The organism is Paraburkholderia sp. UYCP14C (assembly GCF_004197395.1).
Classification (GTDB): Bacteria; Pseudomonadota; Gammaproteobacteria; order Burkholderiales; family Burkholderiaceae; genus Paraburkholderia.
This window is the reverse complement of record NZ_SELS01000099.1, coordinates 1-16,840: the sequence shown is the minus strand read 5'-3', so window position 1 is coordinate 16,840 and position 16,840 is coordinate 1. Positions and strand designations below refer to the sequence as shown.

Genomic DNA, 16,840 nt, shown 5'->3' with positions numbered 1-16,840 from the left:
TTCTATACCCGGTACAAGAGCGTGATGCAGCGCTGGCCCGACAGCATCAGCAAGGGCGCTGAATTCACGATGCCGGTGGCAAAGTAATTCGAGCGGATTAGGACTGTCTGGATTTTCCGGGGATGAACTCACTGTGGGAAAGCGAGAAGCGTGAGTGATTTTGGCCGGCGCCCTGCCGAGGGCGCCGGCTTTTTTTTGCCTCCGGCTTTACCAATCCCAGTCCGACCCGAAGAGAACGGGCCTGCAAATCGCAATTCACTGAGTGATGGTTTTCGATGCAGGCGGAGTGTTTTTTGCTCCTCGTTGCCCATTGCAGGTTGAAAGCAGGTAGCTCGACCGCCGGTGGGAAGCAGACTCTTACCAAACACAGAGTAGGGCAATCGCCAAGTTGACACCAGAAGATGACCTTCCTACATTGCATACAATGTTGCACACAGCACAACATACCGAGAAGTGTATCCGGAAGTCCTTGTTGGACCGAAGCGCAAGGGCGGACAGGAAGGCTTCGGAAATTGATGACGATATTGGTGATGGAGAATGAGATGAAATTGTCTGGTGTGATGCCGGCATTGGTGACGCCGTTTGATGCGAACAACAAGGTCGACTTTAAAGCGCTCGAAAAGCACATGCGCAATCTGCGTGCTGCGGGAGTGACTGGATGGGTACCCTTGGGCTCGACCGGCGAATACTTTTCGATGTCGAACGAAGAGCGCGAAGAGGTGCTCCGGTTCGTGAAGGACTTCGCCAACGACAACGAGGCCCTCATCGCGGGCACGAATGCCCCGGCAACCCGTGAAGTTATCGAGAACACGGCGAAAGCAAAGGAAATCGGCTACGACACGGTCCTTCTGGCAACGCCGTTCTACACGCGTCCGACGCAGGAAGAACTCCTTGCGCATTACCGGACCGTGCTGGACGAAACCGGCGTCAACCTGATCCTCTACAACTATCCGCCCAAGGATGGCATCGAAATCTCGTTCGACTTGATGGACGCGCTTGCCGACGATCGGCGCGTCATCGGCATCAAGGAAAGTTCGGGAGTTCTCCAGCGCGCGATCGACATTTACTCGCGTTACAAGGGCCGCATTGATCTCATCTCCGGCTCCGATGACGTCGCGCTCGATTTCATGTTCTGGGGAGCGGACATCTGGATTTGCGGTCCGGCCAACTGCATGGCGAAGGCTTGCTGTGACCTTGACCGCACGTTCCGCTCCGGCGAGTTGGAGAAAGCGCGTGAAATGATGGCAACGCTCTACCGTGCGATGAACATCCTCGAGAGCGGCAAGTTCGTTCAGAAAATTAAATACGGCTGCGAACTGCAGGGCACGCCGGTTGGTAAAGCGCGTGCGCCGCTGGGCGAATTGACGGACGAAGAAAAGAAGGCATTCCGGGCAGCGATGGAGCCCATCCTGAACTGGTAATGGTCAATGGCGGCTGGAGCTAGGTCTCCAGCCATTTGCAAGCGTTCGCGGGGAGCATTTGTGGCACCTATCGTTGTCATCGGCGCTGGAATCATTGGAACCACCATCGCGTACGACCTGCAGCGGCGTGGCCAATCGGTCGTACTCGTCGACCGGGACACGCCAGGCCAAGGGGCGTCGTACGGCAACATGGCCAGTATTGCAGTGACGGAGTTCATGCCGGCCTCGCGCCCCGGAGTTTGGGCGCAAATGCCGAAGTGGATGCTGGACCCGGAAGGACCAGTGCGGATTCGACCCGGCTACATGCCGAAGCTCATGCCGTGGTTCATGCGATTTCTCTCGGCGAGCCGGCCTTCGAAGCTGCGTGAACTGGAAGCCGCGGGAGCCGTACTCTGCGGTCGTGTCTACGAAGACCTGGACGCTCTTCTGAAGGAAACTTGCCTCCAGCACATGCTGAGCAAGGAAGGCTGCCTCAGTTTGTACACCGACGAGGCGGAGTTCCGGACCGACCGCGAGCATATAGAAATCCTCGAGCGCTTCGGATTCCGGCATCAAGTTCTGGAGGGAGATGCCATCCGTGATCTGGAGCCAGCGCTGACGCACAACATTGGCAAGGCCGTTCTCTTTCCGGACAACCGGTCTATCGCAGACCCGTACAAGCTCGTCGTAGCGCTTTCAGAGCAGTTCAAAGCGCTCGGTGGCCGAATCGAGCAAGGCGAAGTCGGCGGCTTCGAGCATGCGGAAGATGGAATCTCGGCGGTGAGACTGAAGGACGGCCGCCTACTGCAGGCGAGCCAGGTGGTGCTGGCCGCAGGCGCATTCACCGGTCGCCTCTCTGCGCTTCTGAACGAACCCATCCCGCTCGAAACCGAGCGAGGCTATCACACGCAGATCATGGCGCCGGGCATCTCCATGAAGCATTCGATCATCTGGCCCGCCAAAGCCTTCATGGTGACACCCACTGCAGGTGGCATTCGCGTCGGCGGCACGGTGGAAATGGCCGGCCTCGACGCACCTCCGGACTATCGACGAGCGAAGGTTCTCGTGAAGAGAGCCCGGGAGGCGCTTCCTGAACTCAAGGCCGAACAGACCAGCGAGTGGATGGGTCATCGGCCGGCACTTCCGGACACGGTCCCGGTCATGGGGCGCTCGGCCAGGCGTCGCAACGTGTTCTACGCCACGGGACACGGGCACCTCGGACTGACGTATGGCGCGACCACAGGCAGATTGATGGCCGACCTCATCACGGGCGTTACGCCGCCCGTGGACATGAGGCCGTATCGCGTGGACCGGTTTTAACTGACTTGAACAATCGACAAGGCAATCTTTATGCGGAACGAACTTTACATCGACGGCAAGTGGGTCAAAGCGGTCAACGGCGAGACGCGCAATGTCATCAATCCTGCAACCGAAGAAGTGGTCCAGACGATCAGCGCTGCCTCCGCCGCGGATGTGGACATTGCCGTCAAGGCCGCGCGCCGGGCGTTCGACCACGACGGCTGGCCCAGACTGAGCGGTGCTCGGCGCGCCAAATACCTTCGAGCCATCGCGAAGGGCATCCGCAAGCGTCAGGAAGAAATATCGCGTCTCGAATCCATCGATAACGGCAAGCCGTTTCCGGAAGCAATGTGGGACGTGGGTGATGCGGCCGGGTGCTTCGAGTATTACGCGGGTCTCGCGGAAGAACTCGACAACAACCCTGAAGAGAAAATTCAGCTGTCCGATGGCCGATTCACGTCGAAGGCCGTGAAGGAGCCCATCGGTGTGGCGGGCGCAATCATCCCGTGGAACTACCCGCTGTTGATGGCGGCATGGAAAGTGGCGCCTGCACTCGCTGCCGGCTGCACCGTCGTCCTGAAGCCTGCGGAAGTGACGTCGCTGACGGCATTGGAACTGGCAGCCATTGCGCATGAAGCGGAACTGCCGCCCGGCGTGCTGAATATCCTCACGGGTTCCGGCTCCGTTGCCGGTCAGGCAATCATCGACCACAAGGGCGTGGACAAGCTGGCCTTCACGGACTCTGGCGCGATTGGTTCGCAAATCATGGCGGCCGCAGCACGCGACATCAAACGCGTGAGCCTCGAACTGGGTGGCAAGTCCCCTTTCGTTGTTTTCGACGATGCCGATATTGAACAGGCCGTCGAATGGATCATGTTCGGCATTTTCTGGAACCAGGGACAGGTGTGTTCGGCCACGTCGCGTGTGCTGGTGCAGAAGGGTATTTACGACAAGCTGCTTGCACGACTGATCGAAGAAACGAACCGCATCAAGGTCGGCAACGGACTTGACGACGGTGTCCTGCTTGGACCGCTGGTTTCGAAGCGCCAACACGAGCAGGTCGTCGCAGCCATCGAAGCCGCGCAGGCAGCGGGCGCGACGGTTGCGGCCGGTGGGACGCGCCCTGAAGGCTTCGACAAGGGCTACTACCTGCGTCCGACGATCCTGACGGATGTGCCGCTCGACAGCGATGCATGGGTCGAGGAGATTTTTGGCCCGGTCGTCTGCGTGCGCCCGTTCGAGACGGAAGAAGAGGCCGTCGAACTCGCCAATGATTCGCGCTTCGGTCTTGCCGCGGCTGTGATGTCGAAGGATGACGCGCGCGCCGAACGAGTTGCCGCCGCGTTCCGTGCCGGCATTGTCTGGATCAACTGCTCGCAGCCGACATCACCGAAGCGCCGTGGGGCGGTTACAAGCAATCTGGCATCGGCCGGGAACTGGGTCGCTGGGGCCTCGATAACTACCTCGAGACCAAGCAGGTGACCAGGTTCGTCAGCGAAGAACCATGGGGCTGGTACATCAGGAAGAGTTAACGCAAGTCCGTAGTTTGGACGTTGAGGGGCCCTCGGTATCGCTGGGGCCCCATAAACTGCATTAGTTGCGGCGAAGACGCTGGCGAGTCCTTAAGTAGAGGGGTTGAGTTGAACAAGTCGCTTGATGGTCAAACTATTCTCGTCACCGGCGCTACTGGCGGTATCGGCGCCGCCATCGTCGAGCGGCTCGCTTCTGAAGGCGCGCGGCCAATCATCCACTACGGTCGTGACAGAGCGAAAGCGCAGTCACTTTTGGATCGCATCGAAGGCAACGGCGCAATCATTCAAGGCGATCTGTCGTCTGCCGACGGCGCCTTCCAACTGTGGCGCGGAGCTATCGACATGGCTGGTCGCATTCACGGCCTCATCAACAATGCTGGTATTCGTACTGAAGTCACGGTCGACGCCAGTCCTGAGGAGTGGTGCGCCGTTTGGCAGAAGGAGTTTCAGGTGAATGTTTTCGCTGCAGCCGACTTATGTCGTGAAGCAGTCAAACACTTCAAGCTGAACGGTGGTGGACGCATCGTCAATATGTCGAGTCGTGCGGCCCAACGGGGCTACGCGGCCAACGCGATGCCTTATGGCGCCACCAAAGCTGCACTTGCGAACCTGACGAAGTCTATCGCGCGCTCATTCGGGGCCGACGGCGTAACCGCTGTGAATATCTCACCTGGGTGGGTGCTAACCGATATGGCGGAGGACTTCGTTGCAAAACATGGGGTGTCGGCAGCAGTCGCCGACATCCCGATCGGAAAAATGGCCGCTCCGTCCGAAGTGGCCGAACTGGTTTCGTTTGTCCTGCGGCCGTCGCAAGCGTCGCTGAATGGCGCGACTCTCGATGTGAACGGCGGTAGCTATATTCGTTGAGCCGGATTCACACGACATCTTATTGAGCGGTAAGTCTCCTCATGGAATCCAGCATGATCCGCTTTAGTCTCGATGAGTTGTACATGCTTGCGTGTGATGTGCTTTGCCGCAATGGCATGTCTCAGTCTCACGCAGCGGCGGTCGCAAAGTCGTTGGTCGCGGGACAGCGAGACGAGTGTCATTCTCACGGTGTGTATCGTCTGCTGACCTGCGTCAACGCGTTACGTTCCGGGAAGGTCTCGGGCAATGCCGAGCCGGAAGTCATTGATGCGGCTCCTGGCCTGGTGCGTGTCGATGCGAAGTCGACATTTGCGCAGGTGGCATTTGAAATGGCGGCCCCATTGCTTGTTCGCAAAGCGAAAGAGAGCGGTATCGCCGCGTTGGCCATCAATCATTGTTATCACTTCTCCGCTCTTTGGCAGGAAGTCGAACATCTGGCCGAGCATGGCGTCGCTGCGATGGCGATGACACCCGCCCACCCTTGCGTTGCTCCGGCAGGAGGAACGAAGCCACTGCTCGGAAACAATCCGTTCGCGTTCGCGTGGCCTCGACAGGGTAAAAGCCCGTTTGTCTTCGACTTTGCGACCAGTGTGGTCGCTCGCGGAGAGATCGAACTTGCTCGAATGAAAGGGGAATCGCTGCCCGACGGCTGGGCGCTCGACGAGAGCGGTCAACCGACCAATGACCCCGAGAAAGCGTTAGAAGGCGCGTTGCTCACATTCGGCTCGCACAAGGGCTCGGCGCTATCGGCAATGATTGAGCTTCTCGCCGGACCATTGCTGAGCGACTCGATGAGTTTCGAGTCGATGCAGTCTTACGCCGCAACTGGGGTGCCGCTGCCGCGGGGAGAGCTAGTACTGGCGTTTTCGCTAGAGCGCTTCGCCGTTGGCACAACTCGCGAGAATCAGGAGCACGCGGAGCTTCTGTTCGCTAAGATTGTGGAGCAGGGGGCGCGATTGCCTTCGCAACGAAGATTTGCGGCGCGGGCTCGAAGCATTGCCGATGGTGTGCTTATCAGTGAGTCACTCTATAACGAAATTCGCGCGCTTTAGTGTGGGATCAATCACGTCCGGGCATGTGAACGAAAACGTGCCTGTCCTTTAGCGATAGTTGGAGGGAAATAACATGGCAGACGAGAAGGTTGCGCTGGTCACGGCTGGCGGATCGGGTATGGGTGCGGCCGTGGCTCGACGGCTCAGCGCCGATGGCTACAGGGTAGGGGTGCTGTCATCTTCAGGCAAAGGTGAAGCGCTAGCTTTGGAACTTGGCGGTATCGGTGTGACCGGTTCAAATCAGTCGGTTGAAGACATCGGCAAACTGGTCGACTCTGCCATTTCGCGCTGGGGACGCATCGACGTGCTAGTCAACAGCGCAGGGCATGGCCCACGCGCCGCACTCCTCGAGCTTACCGACGAGCAATGGCACCAGGGGATCGACACCTACTTTCTGAACGTGGTTCGATCGACCCGTCTCGTCGTGCCGCACATGCAGAAGCAACGCGCGGGCGTCATCATCAACATCTCGACGGCCTGGGCGTTTGAGCCAAGCGCGATGTTTCCGACATCGGCGGTCGCTCGGGCAGGACTTGCTGCCTTCACAAAGCTGTTCGCAGACGAGCATGCGAGTGAAAACATCCGGATGAACAACGTGCTGCCCGGGTGGATCGACAGTCTTCCGGCTACGGAAGAGCGCCGTCAAAGCGTTCCGATGCAACGATATGGCACGAGCGCAGAGATAGCGGCAACGGTCGCGTTTCTCGCGTCGGACGGCGCGGCGTACATCACGGGACAGAATATCCGGGTCGACGGGGGGTTGACTCGCTCCATTTGATTCGCAAAAGCGTAGCAAGATGCCCGGCCCTCGAAGAAGAGGGCCGCGTGCAATCTCGCCTCGATAGCGGTGCGAAGGACCAGGATGCCGGTAAGTGGCGCGGCTCAGAAGCTAAGCATCGGGAAAAGATATCGAAAAGTGCTCGCATTTCGATAGAAATTTGCAGAACGGTCATCGCAGCTGATTTTGGCTACCGGCTGCCGTCAATAGGATGGTTACAGGTGAGCGCAGTGTCGCCTCGCCCAACGGGTCGGAGGTTCTGTCGATCCGATTCCCAGCCAACCTATCGAGAGTACGACCATGCAATTATCCCGGCCACTGATGTGTCTCGCGTCTCTGACGCTTGTCCTGCAACCTCTCGCCGCTCACGCGGATTTGACGGTAAAGATCGGGCAGGTTTCACCGCTTACCGGCGAACTGTCCCACATCGGAAAGGATGACGAAAACGGTGTGCGGCTGGCGATCGAAGATCTGAACAGCAGAAAGATTCGGATTGGCGGGCAGAACGTTACGTTCGTGCTCGACTCCCAGGACGATGCGGCCGATCCCAAGACCGCGGTAACCGTCGCCCAGAAGCTGGTGGATGATGGCGTGGCGGGGGTGGTTGGTCACGCGAACTCCGGGGCCTCGATACCTGCTTCCAAAATCTACTCGGATGCAGGCGTCCCAATGATCACCGAATCGGCAACCAATCCGAAACTCACGCAGCAAGGGTTCACGAACGTGTTCCGTATGGTTGCGAATGATGTGAGACAGGGCTCGGTGATCGGCGCGTATCTGGTCCGCGATCTGGGTGCGCGCAAGATCGCCCTCGTCGATGATCGTACGGCGTACGGTCAAGGTCTTGCCGATGAGATCGAAAAGTCAGTCAAGGCCGCCGGAGGCAGCGTGGTCGCCCGTGAATACGGCACCGACAAGACAACGAACTGGATGGCGATTCTCACCACCATCAAGAGTCGTCAGCCGGAAGGTATCGCTTTCACCGGTGGCGATACTCAAGCAGCGGCATTCGTGCAGCAGGCGCAAAAGCTTGGCTTGAAAGTCAAGTTCATCGCCGGCGACGAAGCGTGCACTCCCCAGTTCATCAAACTGGCTGGGTCCTCGATGGATCACGACGTCTACTGCACACTGGCGGGCGTGCCGCCTGCGAAGATGCCGCAAGGACCTGAATTCTTCAAACGCTATCAGCAGCGGTTCGGCGTTCCCGTGCAGCTATATGCCCCTTATGCCTACGACGCGGTGCTCGCGATGGCAGACGCGATGCAGGCCGCGGGATCGACCGACCCAAAGGTGTATCTCCCGAAGTTGAGGGCTTCGAAGCTGGACGGCGTGACGGGCGCCATTCAGTTCGACGACAAAGGGGATATCCGTAACGGCGCCATTACCGTTCGTCAATTCGATCAAGGCAACTGGACCGACAAGTCGGTCGTACGTTGACGGCGTCAGCCTCCCTCCGGAGCCACGGGCACACCGAGCCCCACCTTCACGCTGCTCATGCTCACCAGCGTCTTGAAGCGTTTGACGTTGTTGTTCGAGAAGAACAGTTGTCGCGTGAGGGCCGTGTACTCGTCCATGTTGCGAACCATCAGAATCAGCACGAAGTCCCATTCTCCCGCAACGTAGTAGCACTGCTGGATTTCTGGGCACTGCGCGAAGGTGCGCTTCATCGAGTCGAGCAGGTCGATCTGTTCGCTCTCGACCTCGACCGTTGCGATGATCGTCAGCGGGTAGCCGACCTTCTCGGGCGCGACGATGGCGGCGTAGTTGCGAATGACCCCTTCGTCCGACATCCGTCGCAATCTGCGATTGACGGCGGCCGTAGACAGGTTGACGCGTGCGCCGAGTTCGTTCTGAGGAATCTGGGCGTCACGTTGGACTTCCATCAACAGCTTGAGATCAAAGTCGTCCAGGCTGAATGTCATGGCTTTTCGGCTGGAAGGTTGAAACAGAGATATTTTTGCACGGAGGCCATCGATTCAGAGATTTTTTCCAGGCATGTGAGGAATATTATTTCCCTAGCCGACGTACACATTCCCCGTACTTGATCAGTAGGACGTTCTCCAATGGAAAGCACGCTGCAAGGCCAACTCAAGAGCTGGCGCCAGTATTTGCACCAACATCCCGAAACTGGCTTCGAGGAAGTCAATACGTCTGACTATGTGGCGAACATTCTCAGGACGCTCGGACTGGAGGTGCACTGCGGTATCGGCGGAACCGGACTCGTTGCCAACCTGACGGTTGGAGACGGGAAACGGGCGATCGGACTGCGCGCCGATATGGATGCGCTGAACATCGTGGAGCAGGCGCCCAATCGGCCGCATGCTTCCCGCACCGCTGGAAAAATGCACGCGTGCGGGCACGATGGGCACATGTCGATGATTCTGGGGGCAGCTCGACTCCTGGCTGAACGGCGCGATTTCAACGGCACTGTCCGCTTCATCTTTCAGCCGGCGGAAGAGCATGGCCGAGGTGCGAAAGCGATGATGGCCGACGGCCTGTTCGAACGGTTTCCGGTCGATGCCATCTTCGGCGCGCACAACATGCCGGGCATGCGTGCGGGATCGTTTGCAACGCGTGCGGGCGGCATCATGGCGAGTGAAGACAACTTCGTCATTCACATCAAAGGGCGGGGCACGCACGCGGCAAGACCGCACATGGGCGTGGATCCGATCGTCATCGCTTCACAGATCGTGATGGCACTGCAGACCGTTGTATCGCGCAATCTCGATCCGAGTTTGCAGGCAGTGATTTCCTGTACGGAATTCATCACCGATGGCCTGAGAAACGTCATTCCGTCGAACGTCATCATCAAGGGCGATACGCGAAGCTATTCGCGCGAAGTCCAGACGCTGCTCGAGACTCGCATGCGCGAAGTATGTGAAGGCATTTGTCGTACGCACGGGGCCGATTGCACGTTTGAGTACACACATGAGTTCGCGCCGACGGTGAACTCGGAGCAATACGTGGACGTCGCGGTCAAGGCAGCGCGCAATGTCGCAGGAGCCGATGGCATCGACGCCAATATTCAGCCAATGATGATTTCGGAAGACTTTGGCGCGTTCCTGCAGGTCGTTCCCGGCAATTTCATCTTTATAGGTAACGGCGAGTCCGCGGGAGAGGGCGGCACGCCTTTGCACAACGCCACCTACGATTTCAATGACGGAATCCTTCTGTTGGGCGCCCGATATTTCGCCGAGATCGCCCGGCTCGAAATGCCGCGTGTCTAAAGTTTGACAGGAAATAAATGGATACCTCTGTACCTTCGTCATTGATACTCGACGGCGCGACTTTGCTTCGGCAACTACACCAACTGGGCGAACTTGGCGCCGATCGCGCAGTCGGCGGACGGACTCGCATCGCACTCACTGATGATGAGCGTGCCGGTCGCGATCTTGTCGTCAGTTGGATGCGCGAACTCGACCTCGACATCCGCGTTGATCGCATCGGCAACATCTTCGGCACGTTGCGTTCCGATTCGGATGACGGCCGGCAACGCCCGTTGATGATGGGTTCCCACATCGACAGCGTAAAGAATGCGGGCGCGCTCAACGGTTGCTATGGTGTGCTTGCCGGACTCGCAGTCGCGAGGGCGTTTCGTCAAGCAGGTATCAGGCCGCAGCGTTCCATCACTATCGGCGCCTTCACGAACGAGGAAGGCATCCGTTATCAGCCGGATATGATGGGCTCGCTGGTGTACGCCGGCGGCCTCTCCGTCGACGCAGCGCTGGATACGGTTGGCATCGACGGCACCCGCCTTGGCGATGAACTCGATCGGATTGGCTACGCGGGCGATTTGGAGCCCGGTGCAATCGTTCCGCACGAGTATCTCGAACTGCACATCGAGCAGGGGCCGATTCTCGAAGCGGAAAACATTCGGATCGGCGTTGTCGAGAGCCTCCAGGGTATCTCGTGGCAGCAGATTACCGTTGAGGGTAACGCCAATCACGCGGGTACGACGCCGACGCGCCTTCGTCATGATGCGGGCTGGGTGGCCGCAGCGGTTTCGACGTTCCTGCGCGAACTGGCCGTTGCTGCCGGCACCACGCTGGCCACGATTGGCATGCTGCGCATCGAGCCGAACGTCATCAACGTCATTCCGCGCAAGGCGGTGTTCACCGTGGATCTGCGCGATCCGGACGAACATCGCCTTCAGGACGCGGAGCGGCGCCTCGCGGAATTCCTGATAGCGGTAGCGGAAAAGGAGGGCGTGAGGATAACGACCGAACGTCTGGTCCGATTCGAGCCGGTGGTCTTCGATGCCGCATTGGCCAATGCAATCGAAGCTTCGGCGGAGCGCTTGGGCTTCACGCATCGGCGGATGACATCGGGCGCGGGCCATGACGCGCAGATGATCGCACGCATCGCGCCGGCTGCGATGATATTCGTACCGAGCCGTGGCGGCATCAGCCACAACCCGCGCGAACACACCGACGACGATCAGCTCATTGAAGGTGCCAACGTCTTGCTGGATGTCGTGCTCAAGCGCCTTGCAGAGAAGTGAGCCCGGTTCCTGTTCGCCAATTCATGTCATTCACTGGAGTATCACGGTCATGTTGGTAGTCGATCCGCGCGCGACGCGCACTTCGTATCCCGATGAGTTGAAGGAGATTCTCAGCATCGAGAAAGCACAGGAAAGCCGTGCGTGGCTTTCCTGCTGGGACAAGATTTCCCCGGAGAGAACGCCATTGCGTGAGTTGCCCGGACTGGCCGCCAGGCTCAGCGTCGACAGTATCAGCATCAAGGACGAGTCCGCGCGCTCTGTACTGGGTAGCTTCAAGGCACTAGGTGCGCCGGTTGCACTGGTACGCCTGATTCAGCGGCTTTGGCCGAACCATGATCTCGACGCCCGTGGCCTGTTCGAGGGGCGCTACCGGGACCTGCTGACGCATTTCACCGTAATTAGCGCGACGGACGGCAACCACGGAAAGGGACTGGCTGCCGCCGCACAAACGTTGGGTTTCCGTTGTGTGATCGTGCTGCACGCCAATGTCAGCGTCGAGCGCGAGAAGGCGATTGCCGCGTACGGTGCGGAGATTGTCCGGATCGCCGGAAACTACGATGAATCGGTTGAAGAGGCGGCTCGCCTTGCTTCACTGAACGGCTGGCGCGTCGTATCCGACACGTCATACGACGGTTATGAAGACATCCCGCGTGATGTGATGCAGGGCTACGGAACGATTGCAGCGGAGCTCGTCGAGCAGAGCGATAGCCAGCCGGACCAGCCGGCCTACACGCATGTGTTTCTTCAGGGCGGTGTTGGTGGTCTCGCGGCAGGCTTGGTCAGTTACCTGTGGGAATTCCATGGCGAGCATCGTCCGCGATTCGTCGTCGTGGAACCCCGGCAGGCGGACTGTCTGTACCAGAGCGCATTGGCTGGACGGGCCGCACGCGCGACGGGCACCGTCGACTCCGTGATGGCAGGGCTCGCGTGCGGTGAGACGTCGCCGCTCGCATGGAAGTTTCTGCAGCCGGGTGTGGATGCATTCATGACGATCAGCGACGACGATGCAGTGAACGCCATGCGCATCCTGGCGGCTGGCAGCGATGCAGATGCACCGATCGTTGCTGGCGAGTCGGGCGTAGCAGGGCTCGCCGGTCTCACTGTATTGCTGCAGGACCAGCAGTTGGCGAGGCAGGTTGGCCTGGATGGCTCTTCCCGCGTTTTGCTCGTCAGTACCGAAGGCGCGACCGCGCCTGCTACCTATCGGGAACTGGTCGGCGAGTCAGCGGAATCCGTCCACATGCGCCAATTGGCCTGGTGCGCCAAAGCGGTGGCCTGAGCGCACGCCCGCTCGTGCAGCTCACCTTGTTACCATCTTCTCTACCGCTAAAACGGCCCATTTCCCATTCTGTTCTTCGTAGAGAGTTGCCGAAGCGTCTTTGAGGTCGCCCGTCTGTGTGAATGCAATCGTGCCAGTGATTCCATCGAAGGAATTCGTTCGCAGGGCTTTGATGAATTGCTGTGGGTCGGTCGAGTCGGCAGCTTTCATCGCATTGATCATTGCCCATGCAGCGTTCGATTGGATACCCGTCGTTGAAATGAAGCGTCGACCGTGACTATTCATCTCGTATCTGCAAGAAATTGCTTTACTTCGCCTGCTAACCACTCGCGCAGCGCGCGGACCTTCGGATGATCGCGATTGCCTGTGCGATAGACCAGATCATAGCCGCGCTCGACTTTCAGACGGATGTCAGGGAACGGCGCGACAAGGCGTCCGGCCGCGATGTCATCGCCGACCAGAGCACTGCGTCCAAGGGCTACGCCTTCGCCACGAATGGCTGCCTCGATTGCCATGCTTCCATGACTGTATGCGGGCCCTCGACCCCTGCGACTCCTGTCCACGTCGGCATAAGCGAACCACTGTTCCCAATTGGCCAACATCCGGTCTTCATGGAGCAGCGTGCAACGTGTGAGGCTAGCCGGATTCGTCAATCCGCCGACTTCCTCGCGATAGCTGGGGCTACAAACCGGTGTCACGGTTTCTTCGAGAATCCGTTCGGACTGCACGCGAGGATAGCGACCACCGCCGTAACGCACGGCTGCATCGACCTGACCATCGTCCAGATCAACATTGCGATCGGTCACGTCGAGATGCACATCGAGTTCCGGATGTATCGCCTTGAAGCGATGAAGGCGCGGCGCCAGCCACTTGCTCGCGAACGAAACGCTCGTACTGATGGTCATGCTTGCGAGGCTGTCGTGTCCGCGCAGGCTCTCGGCTTCCCTCGTCAATTCGCCCAGTAGCCGGGCTACAGCAAAGTGAAGCTCTGCGCCCGCATCGGTCAGGACGATCCGGCGCGTGAGGCGGCGGAACAGCGGAACGCCCAGATGACTCTCGAGCGTCTTGATGTGTCGGCTGACTGCACCGTGGGTCACGTGCAGTTCCTCGGCGGCCAGCGTCATGCTCAGTAGTCGCGCAGTCGCCTCAAACGCGCGCAGGGTTTGCAGCGGTGGAAGCCGATCGAACATAGGGGCCGTTTACGTGTGAGTTTCGCTCACGCATTATATGACGACAAATCGTTTGTCAACGATCCGCACTGCCCCGAATATCTCGATTCAATGTCCATTCCACGCCAACGCCAATGTCGAGCCAAAGCCTGACTGACGCCTGTTCCGGAGTCGTCGCTAAAGACCATGCAGCCAGGACGATTACGCTGCGCAGTCTTGGCGCACTGCTGATCCTCGCGGTGATGTGGGGGGTATCGATTCCCCTGACCAAATTGGGGCTTGAGTCGCTGCCGCCACTGACGCTCACCGCGATGCGCTTTGCCATAGCCGTGCCGCTACTGCTCATCTTCGCGCTAGGCCGGCATCCCTTACCGCGGCACGCATGGCCGCGCGTCGCGATGCTGGGCGTATTGGGCATCGGGATCGGACAGGTCGCACAGACTTTTGGGGTCTCGGGCACCTCAGCGTCTGTCGGCACCATCATTTCCGCGACCATTCCAGTTTTTATCGTGTTCTTTGCCGCGCTGCGCCTCAAACAACATGTATCGGGCTGGCAGAAGCTGGGGCTGCTCGCCGCATTCGCAGGCATCGCGTTGGTCGCATTTGCCCGTGAGCATGGCGCAACAACGATGTCCGCGACCACTGCTGGCGGCGCAATCTCCGTGCTGCTGTCCGCGCTCGCGATTGCGTTCTATTACGTCTGGAGTGTCGAGCTCACGACCGCATACGGCACTGCGACGGTAGCAGCATGGAGCACGCTGTTCGGCTTCGTTGCACTGATGCCATGGGCGCTCTGGGAGATGTGGCACGTTCCGTTTCACATCACTACTCAGGGGGTATCAGCCGCAGTGTATCTCGGAGTTATCGTGACTGTTGCTGGGCTGTTTCTGTGGCTCAACCTGCTACGTATCGTTCCGGTGCGGGTTGCTGCGAGCGTTCAGTTCCTTCAGCCTGTCTTCGGTATCGCCGCCGCATCAATCATGTTCGGCGACAGACTTGGCCCGTCGTTCCTGGTCGGAGTGGCTCTCGTTCTGGCCGGACTCGCGCTCACGATGGCTTCTCGCAACGAAGCGGGTAACAGAGCCCATCGCAGCAACGTTCGCTAAAGCCAGCAAAGCGGGTCTTCACACGCTTCATCTGAAGGGCCGCTGCGGGCCGACCACAGGCCGACGACGAACCCGCCAACCCGACCCGAAAACGTCATTTCGACTCGATGGATGCATGGCCGCTTCCGCTCAGCACGTGCTCGCGACGACCGACTGTTGAGGGGGCATCCTCGCTGCAATGAATCATCCGCACGTTGTCAGGGTTCGCCCGCACGAGGGAGTGACATTGAAACTGAAGTCTCTGTCTCGTCGGAGCGCGCTTCAATCACCGTGATGGGCCTTGGCAATTTCGCTCGCAATATACAGCCCCAGTCCGAGACCACCCGCCGGACCGGCTTCGCTCCGATGTTCCAGCCTCCGCATCAGGGGATCAAACATGCGTGCCAGCGTTGCGCGCTCGATGGCAGGTCCACGGTTACGAACGTCGATATGGATATGCGTTTCATCGCAAGTCACATCCACGCGCCCCAGGGTATCTCGTGCCCCGTACTTGAGGGCGTTGACTACAAGGTTTCCGAGCAATTGCTGCAGCCGCTGGCCGTCCCAGACTCCCTGTGAATCACCCGTCACGTGCAGCTCAGTCTGTCTGCCAGGATGAAATGGCACGCAATTCTTCCAGTTCTTCAGCGAGCACATCCGCGAGATTGACACTCGTGGGTATGACGTTGACACCCAAGCCCAGTCTGGTCCGATTGAAATCGCACAGATCATCAAGCAACGCTTGCATCCGCGCTCCACTACGTATCAGGCGGCCTGCAGCGTCCGATACTCGCTCCCCGGCATTCAGTGCTTCCAGATACGACGCAGTCGCCTGAATCGTCTGGAGCGGGCTGCGCATGTCATGCCCCAGCACGCCGAGCAGCAGGTTCCGGCTCTGCTCGACCTGCGCACTGAAAAAGCCGACCGATTCCGCAAGTGCCTGATCGATCGCCTCATTGAAGCGAATGACGTCGTCCAGATGAGGCGCGCTGGGCTCGCATTCGTCTATCCACAAGCGGAGTACGCTTGCGCGTAACGCGCGATATTCGGCGGTGAGCTGGTTGATATTGAAGCCGGCCCGAGCCCTCAGAAGGGCGTGCGTTTGCGCGGCTGTTTCGGTTGCATCGATCGGAGCGGGGGCCCGCCCTATTGATTTTTCGTGTTGGGCTTCCCTGGTCTGCGCAGTCCCAAGGTCTTTGGCAATGGCGCGCAGAATTTGCGGCGCATGGTCGCGTAACGCCGACGGTTCCAGGATTGCCGCCGCTGGCACGAGGGAGCCGGCGAACGCCTCCCATTGCGCCAGAATCGATACCATGTGCCGCAAGATAAAGTCAGCAAGTCGCATGTGCGTCTCCGGGCGAAAGGGGGCTTAGAATCCGATCGCCACCCTATGTTACGTGCAAATCAGGGACGAACATCGAGCGGAGGCGGCTGCGATCTCGGGGCAGGGTTAACCGGAAGCGGCCGTTCGCGCGACGCAGCCGAACGTCTCAAACGGTCCTTCACAATTGGTTCAGGAACGTTCGTTCACGACAGGCGACCCGCCGTTCTAACAGCAATGGAGATCGGCGAGCTCGGTGGCGAAAGTAGTCATAATCCGCGCTTCAGTAACTCGCGCCAGACCATGCAAAAGCTATCTGGCGCAAGCAGAACCGAGCGCAAAAAAAAGACCACTACATAGCCAAAATTTCCTTCACCGCACTATCAATAAACTTCACATCGACACGATTCGCCGCAGGGCCGCCTGCAAAATGGCCCCAGACCGACTCGATAGGCCGCAACTGTGCATTAGGCATTTTCGGGCTCTTTTGAAATTCAAATGGGTTATGCAGTATGCGGGTTGATCGAAGTGAAGTTGAGCTTGCCAGCGATCAGGAA

Annotated in this window: 13 protein-coding genes and 2 pseudogenes; 11 read left to right on the top strand and 4 right to left on the bottom strand. The window is 59.1% G+C overall.

Features of this window, described 5'->3' with window-relative positions:
* The first annotated feature begins 515 nt into the window (after positions 1-515).
* The 7 genes and pseudogenes from dapA to EVC45_RS40845 all read left to right on the top strand — a co-directional run bounded on the left by dapA (position 516) and on the right by EVC45_RS40845 (position 8,365).
* Positions 516-1,421, top strand: coding sequence for a 4-hydroxy-tetrahydrodipicolinate synthase (gene dapA, locus EVC45_RS40875; protein WP_248295455.1), 906 nt, complete (start codon positions 516-518; stop codon positions 1,419-1,421).
* A 60-nt stretch (positions 1,422-1,481) separates the two neighbouring features.
* Positions 1,482-2,720 carry an FAD-binding oxidoreductase gene (locus tag EVC45_RS40870; RefSeq protein ID WP_168991641.1) on the top strand — a complete coding sequence of 413 codons (1,239 nt, stop codon included), beginning with the start codon at positions 1,482-1,484 and terminating at the stop codon, positions 2,718-2,720.
* Positions 2,721-2,750: 30 nt separating this feature from the next.
* Positions 2,751-4,231 (top strand): annotated as a pseudogene (locus EVC45_RS40865) (aldehyde dehydrogenase family protein).
* A 108-nt stretch (positions 4,232-4,339) separates the two neighbouring features.
* A complete protein-coding gene (locus tag EVC45_RS40860; protein WP_129963775.1) occupies positions 4,340-5,098 on the top strand; it encodes an SDR family NAD(P)-dependent oxidoreductase in 759 nt (252 codons plus the stop codon).
* A gap of 41 nt (positions 5,099-5,139) precedes the next feature.
* Positions 5,140-6,150 carry an Ldh family oxidoreductase gene (locus tag EVC45_RS40855; protein WP_211193561.1) on the top strand — a complete coding sequence of 337 codons (1,011 nt, stop codon included), beginning with the start codon at positions 5,140-5,142 and terminating at the stop codon, positions 6,148-6,150.
* Between the two features lie 73 nt (positions 6,151-6,223).
* Positions 6,224-6,928: an SDR family oxidoreductase gene (locus tag EVC45_RS40850; RefSeq protein WP_129963774.1), complete on the top strand. Its 705-nt coding sequence runs from the start codon at positions 6,224-6,226 to the stop codon at positions 6,926-6,928.
* A gap of 300 nt (positions 6,929-7,228) precedes the next feature.
* Positions 7,229-8,365, top strand: coding sequence for a branched-chain amino acid ABC transporter substrate-binding protein (locus tag EVC45_RS40845; RefSeq protein WP_129963773.1), 1,137 nt, complete (start codon positions 7,229-7,231; stop codon positions 8,363-8,365).
* Positions 8,366-8,370: 5 nt separating this feature from the next.
* Here EVC45_RS40845 and EVC45_RS40840 read toward each other — a convergent pair whose 3' ends face one another.
* Positions 8,371-8,850: an Lrp/AsnC family transcriptional regulator gene (locus EVC45_RS40840; protein WP_129963772.1), complete on the bottom strand. Its 480-nt coding sequence runs from the start codon at positions 8,848-8,850 to the stop codon at positions 8,371-8,373.
* Positions 8,851-8,991: 141 nt separating this feature from the next.
* Between EVC45_RS40840 and EVC45_RS40835 the strand changes: the two genes are divergently transcribed.
* The 3 genes from EVC45_RS40835 to EVC45_RS40825 are packed head-to-tail and all read left to right on the top strand — an operon-like array spanning position 8,992 to position 12,708.
* Entirely contained in the window at positions 8,992-10,155 is a 1,164-nt protein-coding gene (locus EVC45_RS40835; protein ID WP_129963771.1) for a M20 aminoacylase family protein, read from the top strand.
* Between the two features lie 17 nt (positions 10,156-10,172).
* Positions 10,173-11,429, top strand: a complete 1,257-nt coding sequence (locus EVC45_RS40830) for a Zn-dependent hydrolase (protein ID WP_129963770.1) — start codon at positions 10,173-10,175, stop codon at positions 11,427-11,429.
* 49 nt (positions 11,430-11,478) lie between these two features.
* Complete coding sequence (locus tag EVC45_RS40825) at positions 11,479-12,708, top strand: diaminopropionate ammonia-lyase (protein ID WP_129963769.1); 1,230 nt, start codon at positions 11,479-11,481, stop codon at positions 12,706-12,708.
* A gap of 21 nt (positions 12,709-12,729) precedes the next feature.
* Here EVC45_RS40825 and EVC45_RS40820 read toward each other — a convergent pair whose 3' ends face one another.
* Positions 12,730-12,993, bottom strand: a complete 264-nt coding sequence (locus EVC45_RS40820; RefSeq protein WP_211193560.1) for a hypothetical protein — start codon at positions 12,991-12,993, stop codon at positions 12,730-12,732.
* On the bottom strand, positions 12,990-13,898 hold the full coding sequence (gcvA, locus tag EVC45_RS40815; RefSeq protein ID WP_129963768.1) for a transcriptional regulator GcvA: 909 nt from the start codon (positions 13,896-13,898) through the stop codon (positions 12,990-12,992). Before gcvA ends, EVC45_RS40820 begins: the two co-directional genes overlap by 4 nt.
* 113 nt (positions 13,899-14,011) lie before the next feature.
* On the opposite strand from gcvA, the gene EVC45_RS40810 reads away from it, so the two are divergent.
* The gene (locus EVC45_RS40810) at positions 14,012-14,983 is read left to right on the top strand and encodes a DMT family transporter (RefSeq protein ID WP_248295454.1); all 972 of its coding nucleotides are present in this window, start codon (positions 14,012-14,014) and stop codon (positions 14,981-14,983) included.
* A gap of 197 nt (positions 14,984-15,180) precedes the next feature.
* Here EVC45_RS40810 and EVC45_RS40805 read toward each other — a convergent pair.
* Positions 15,181-16,307: pseudogene (locus tag EVC45_RS40805) on the bottom strand (ATP-binding protein).
* Positions 16,308-16,840: the final 533 nt, after the last annotated feature.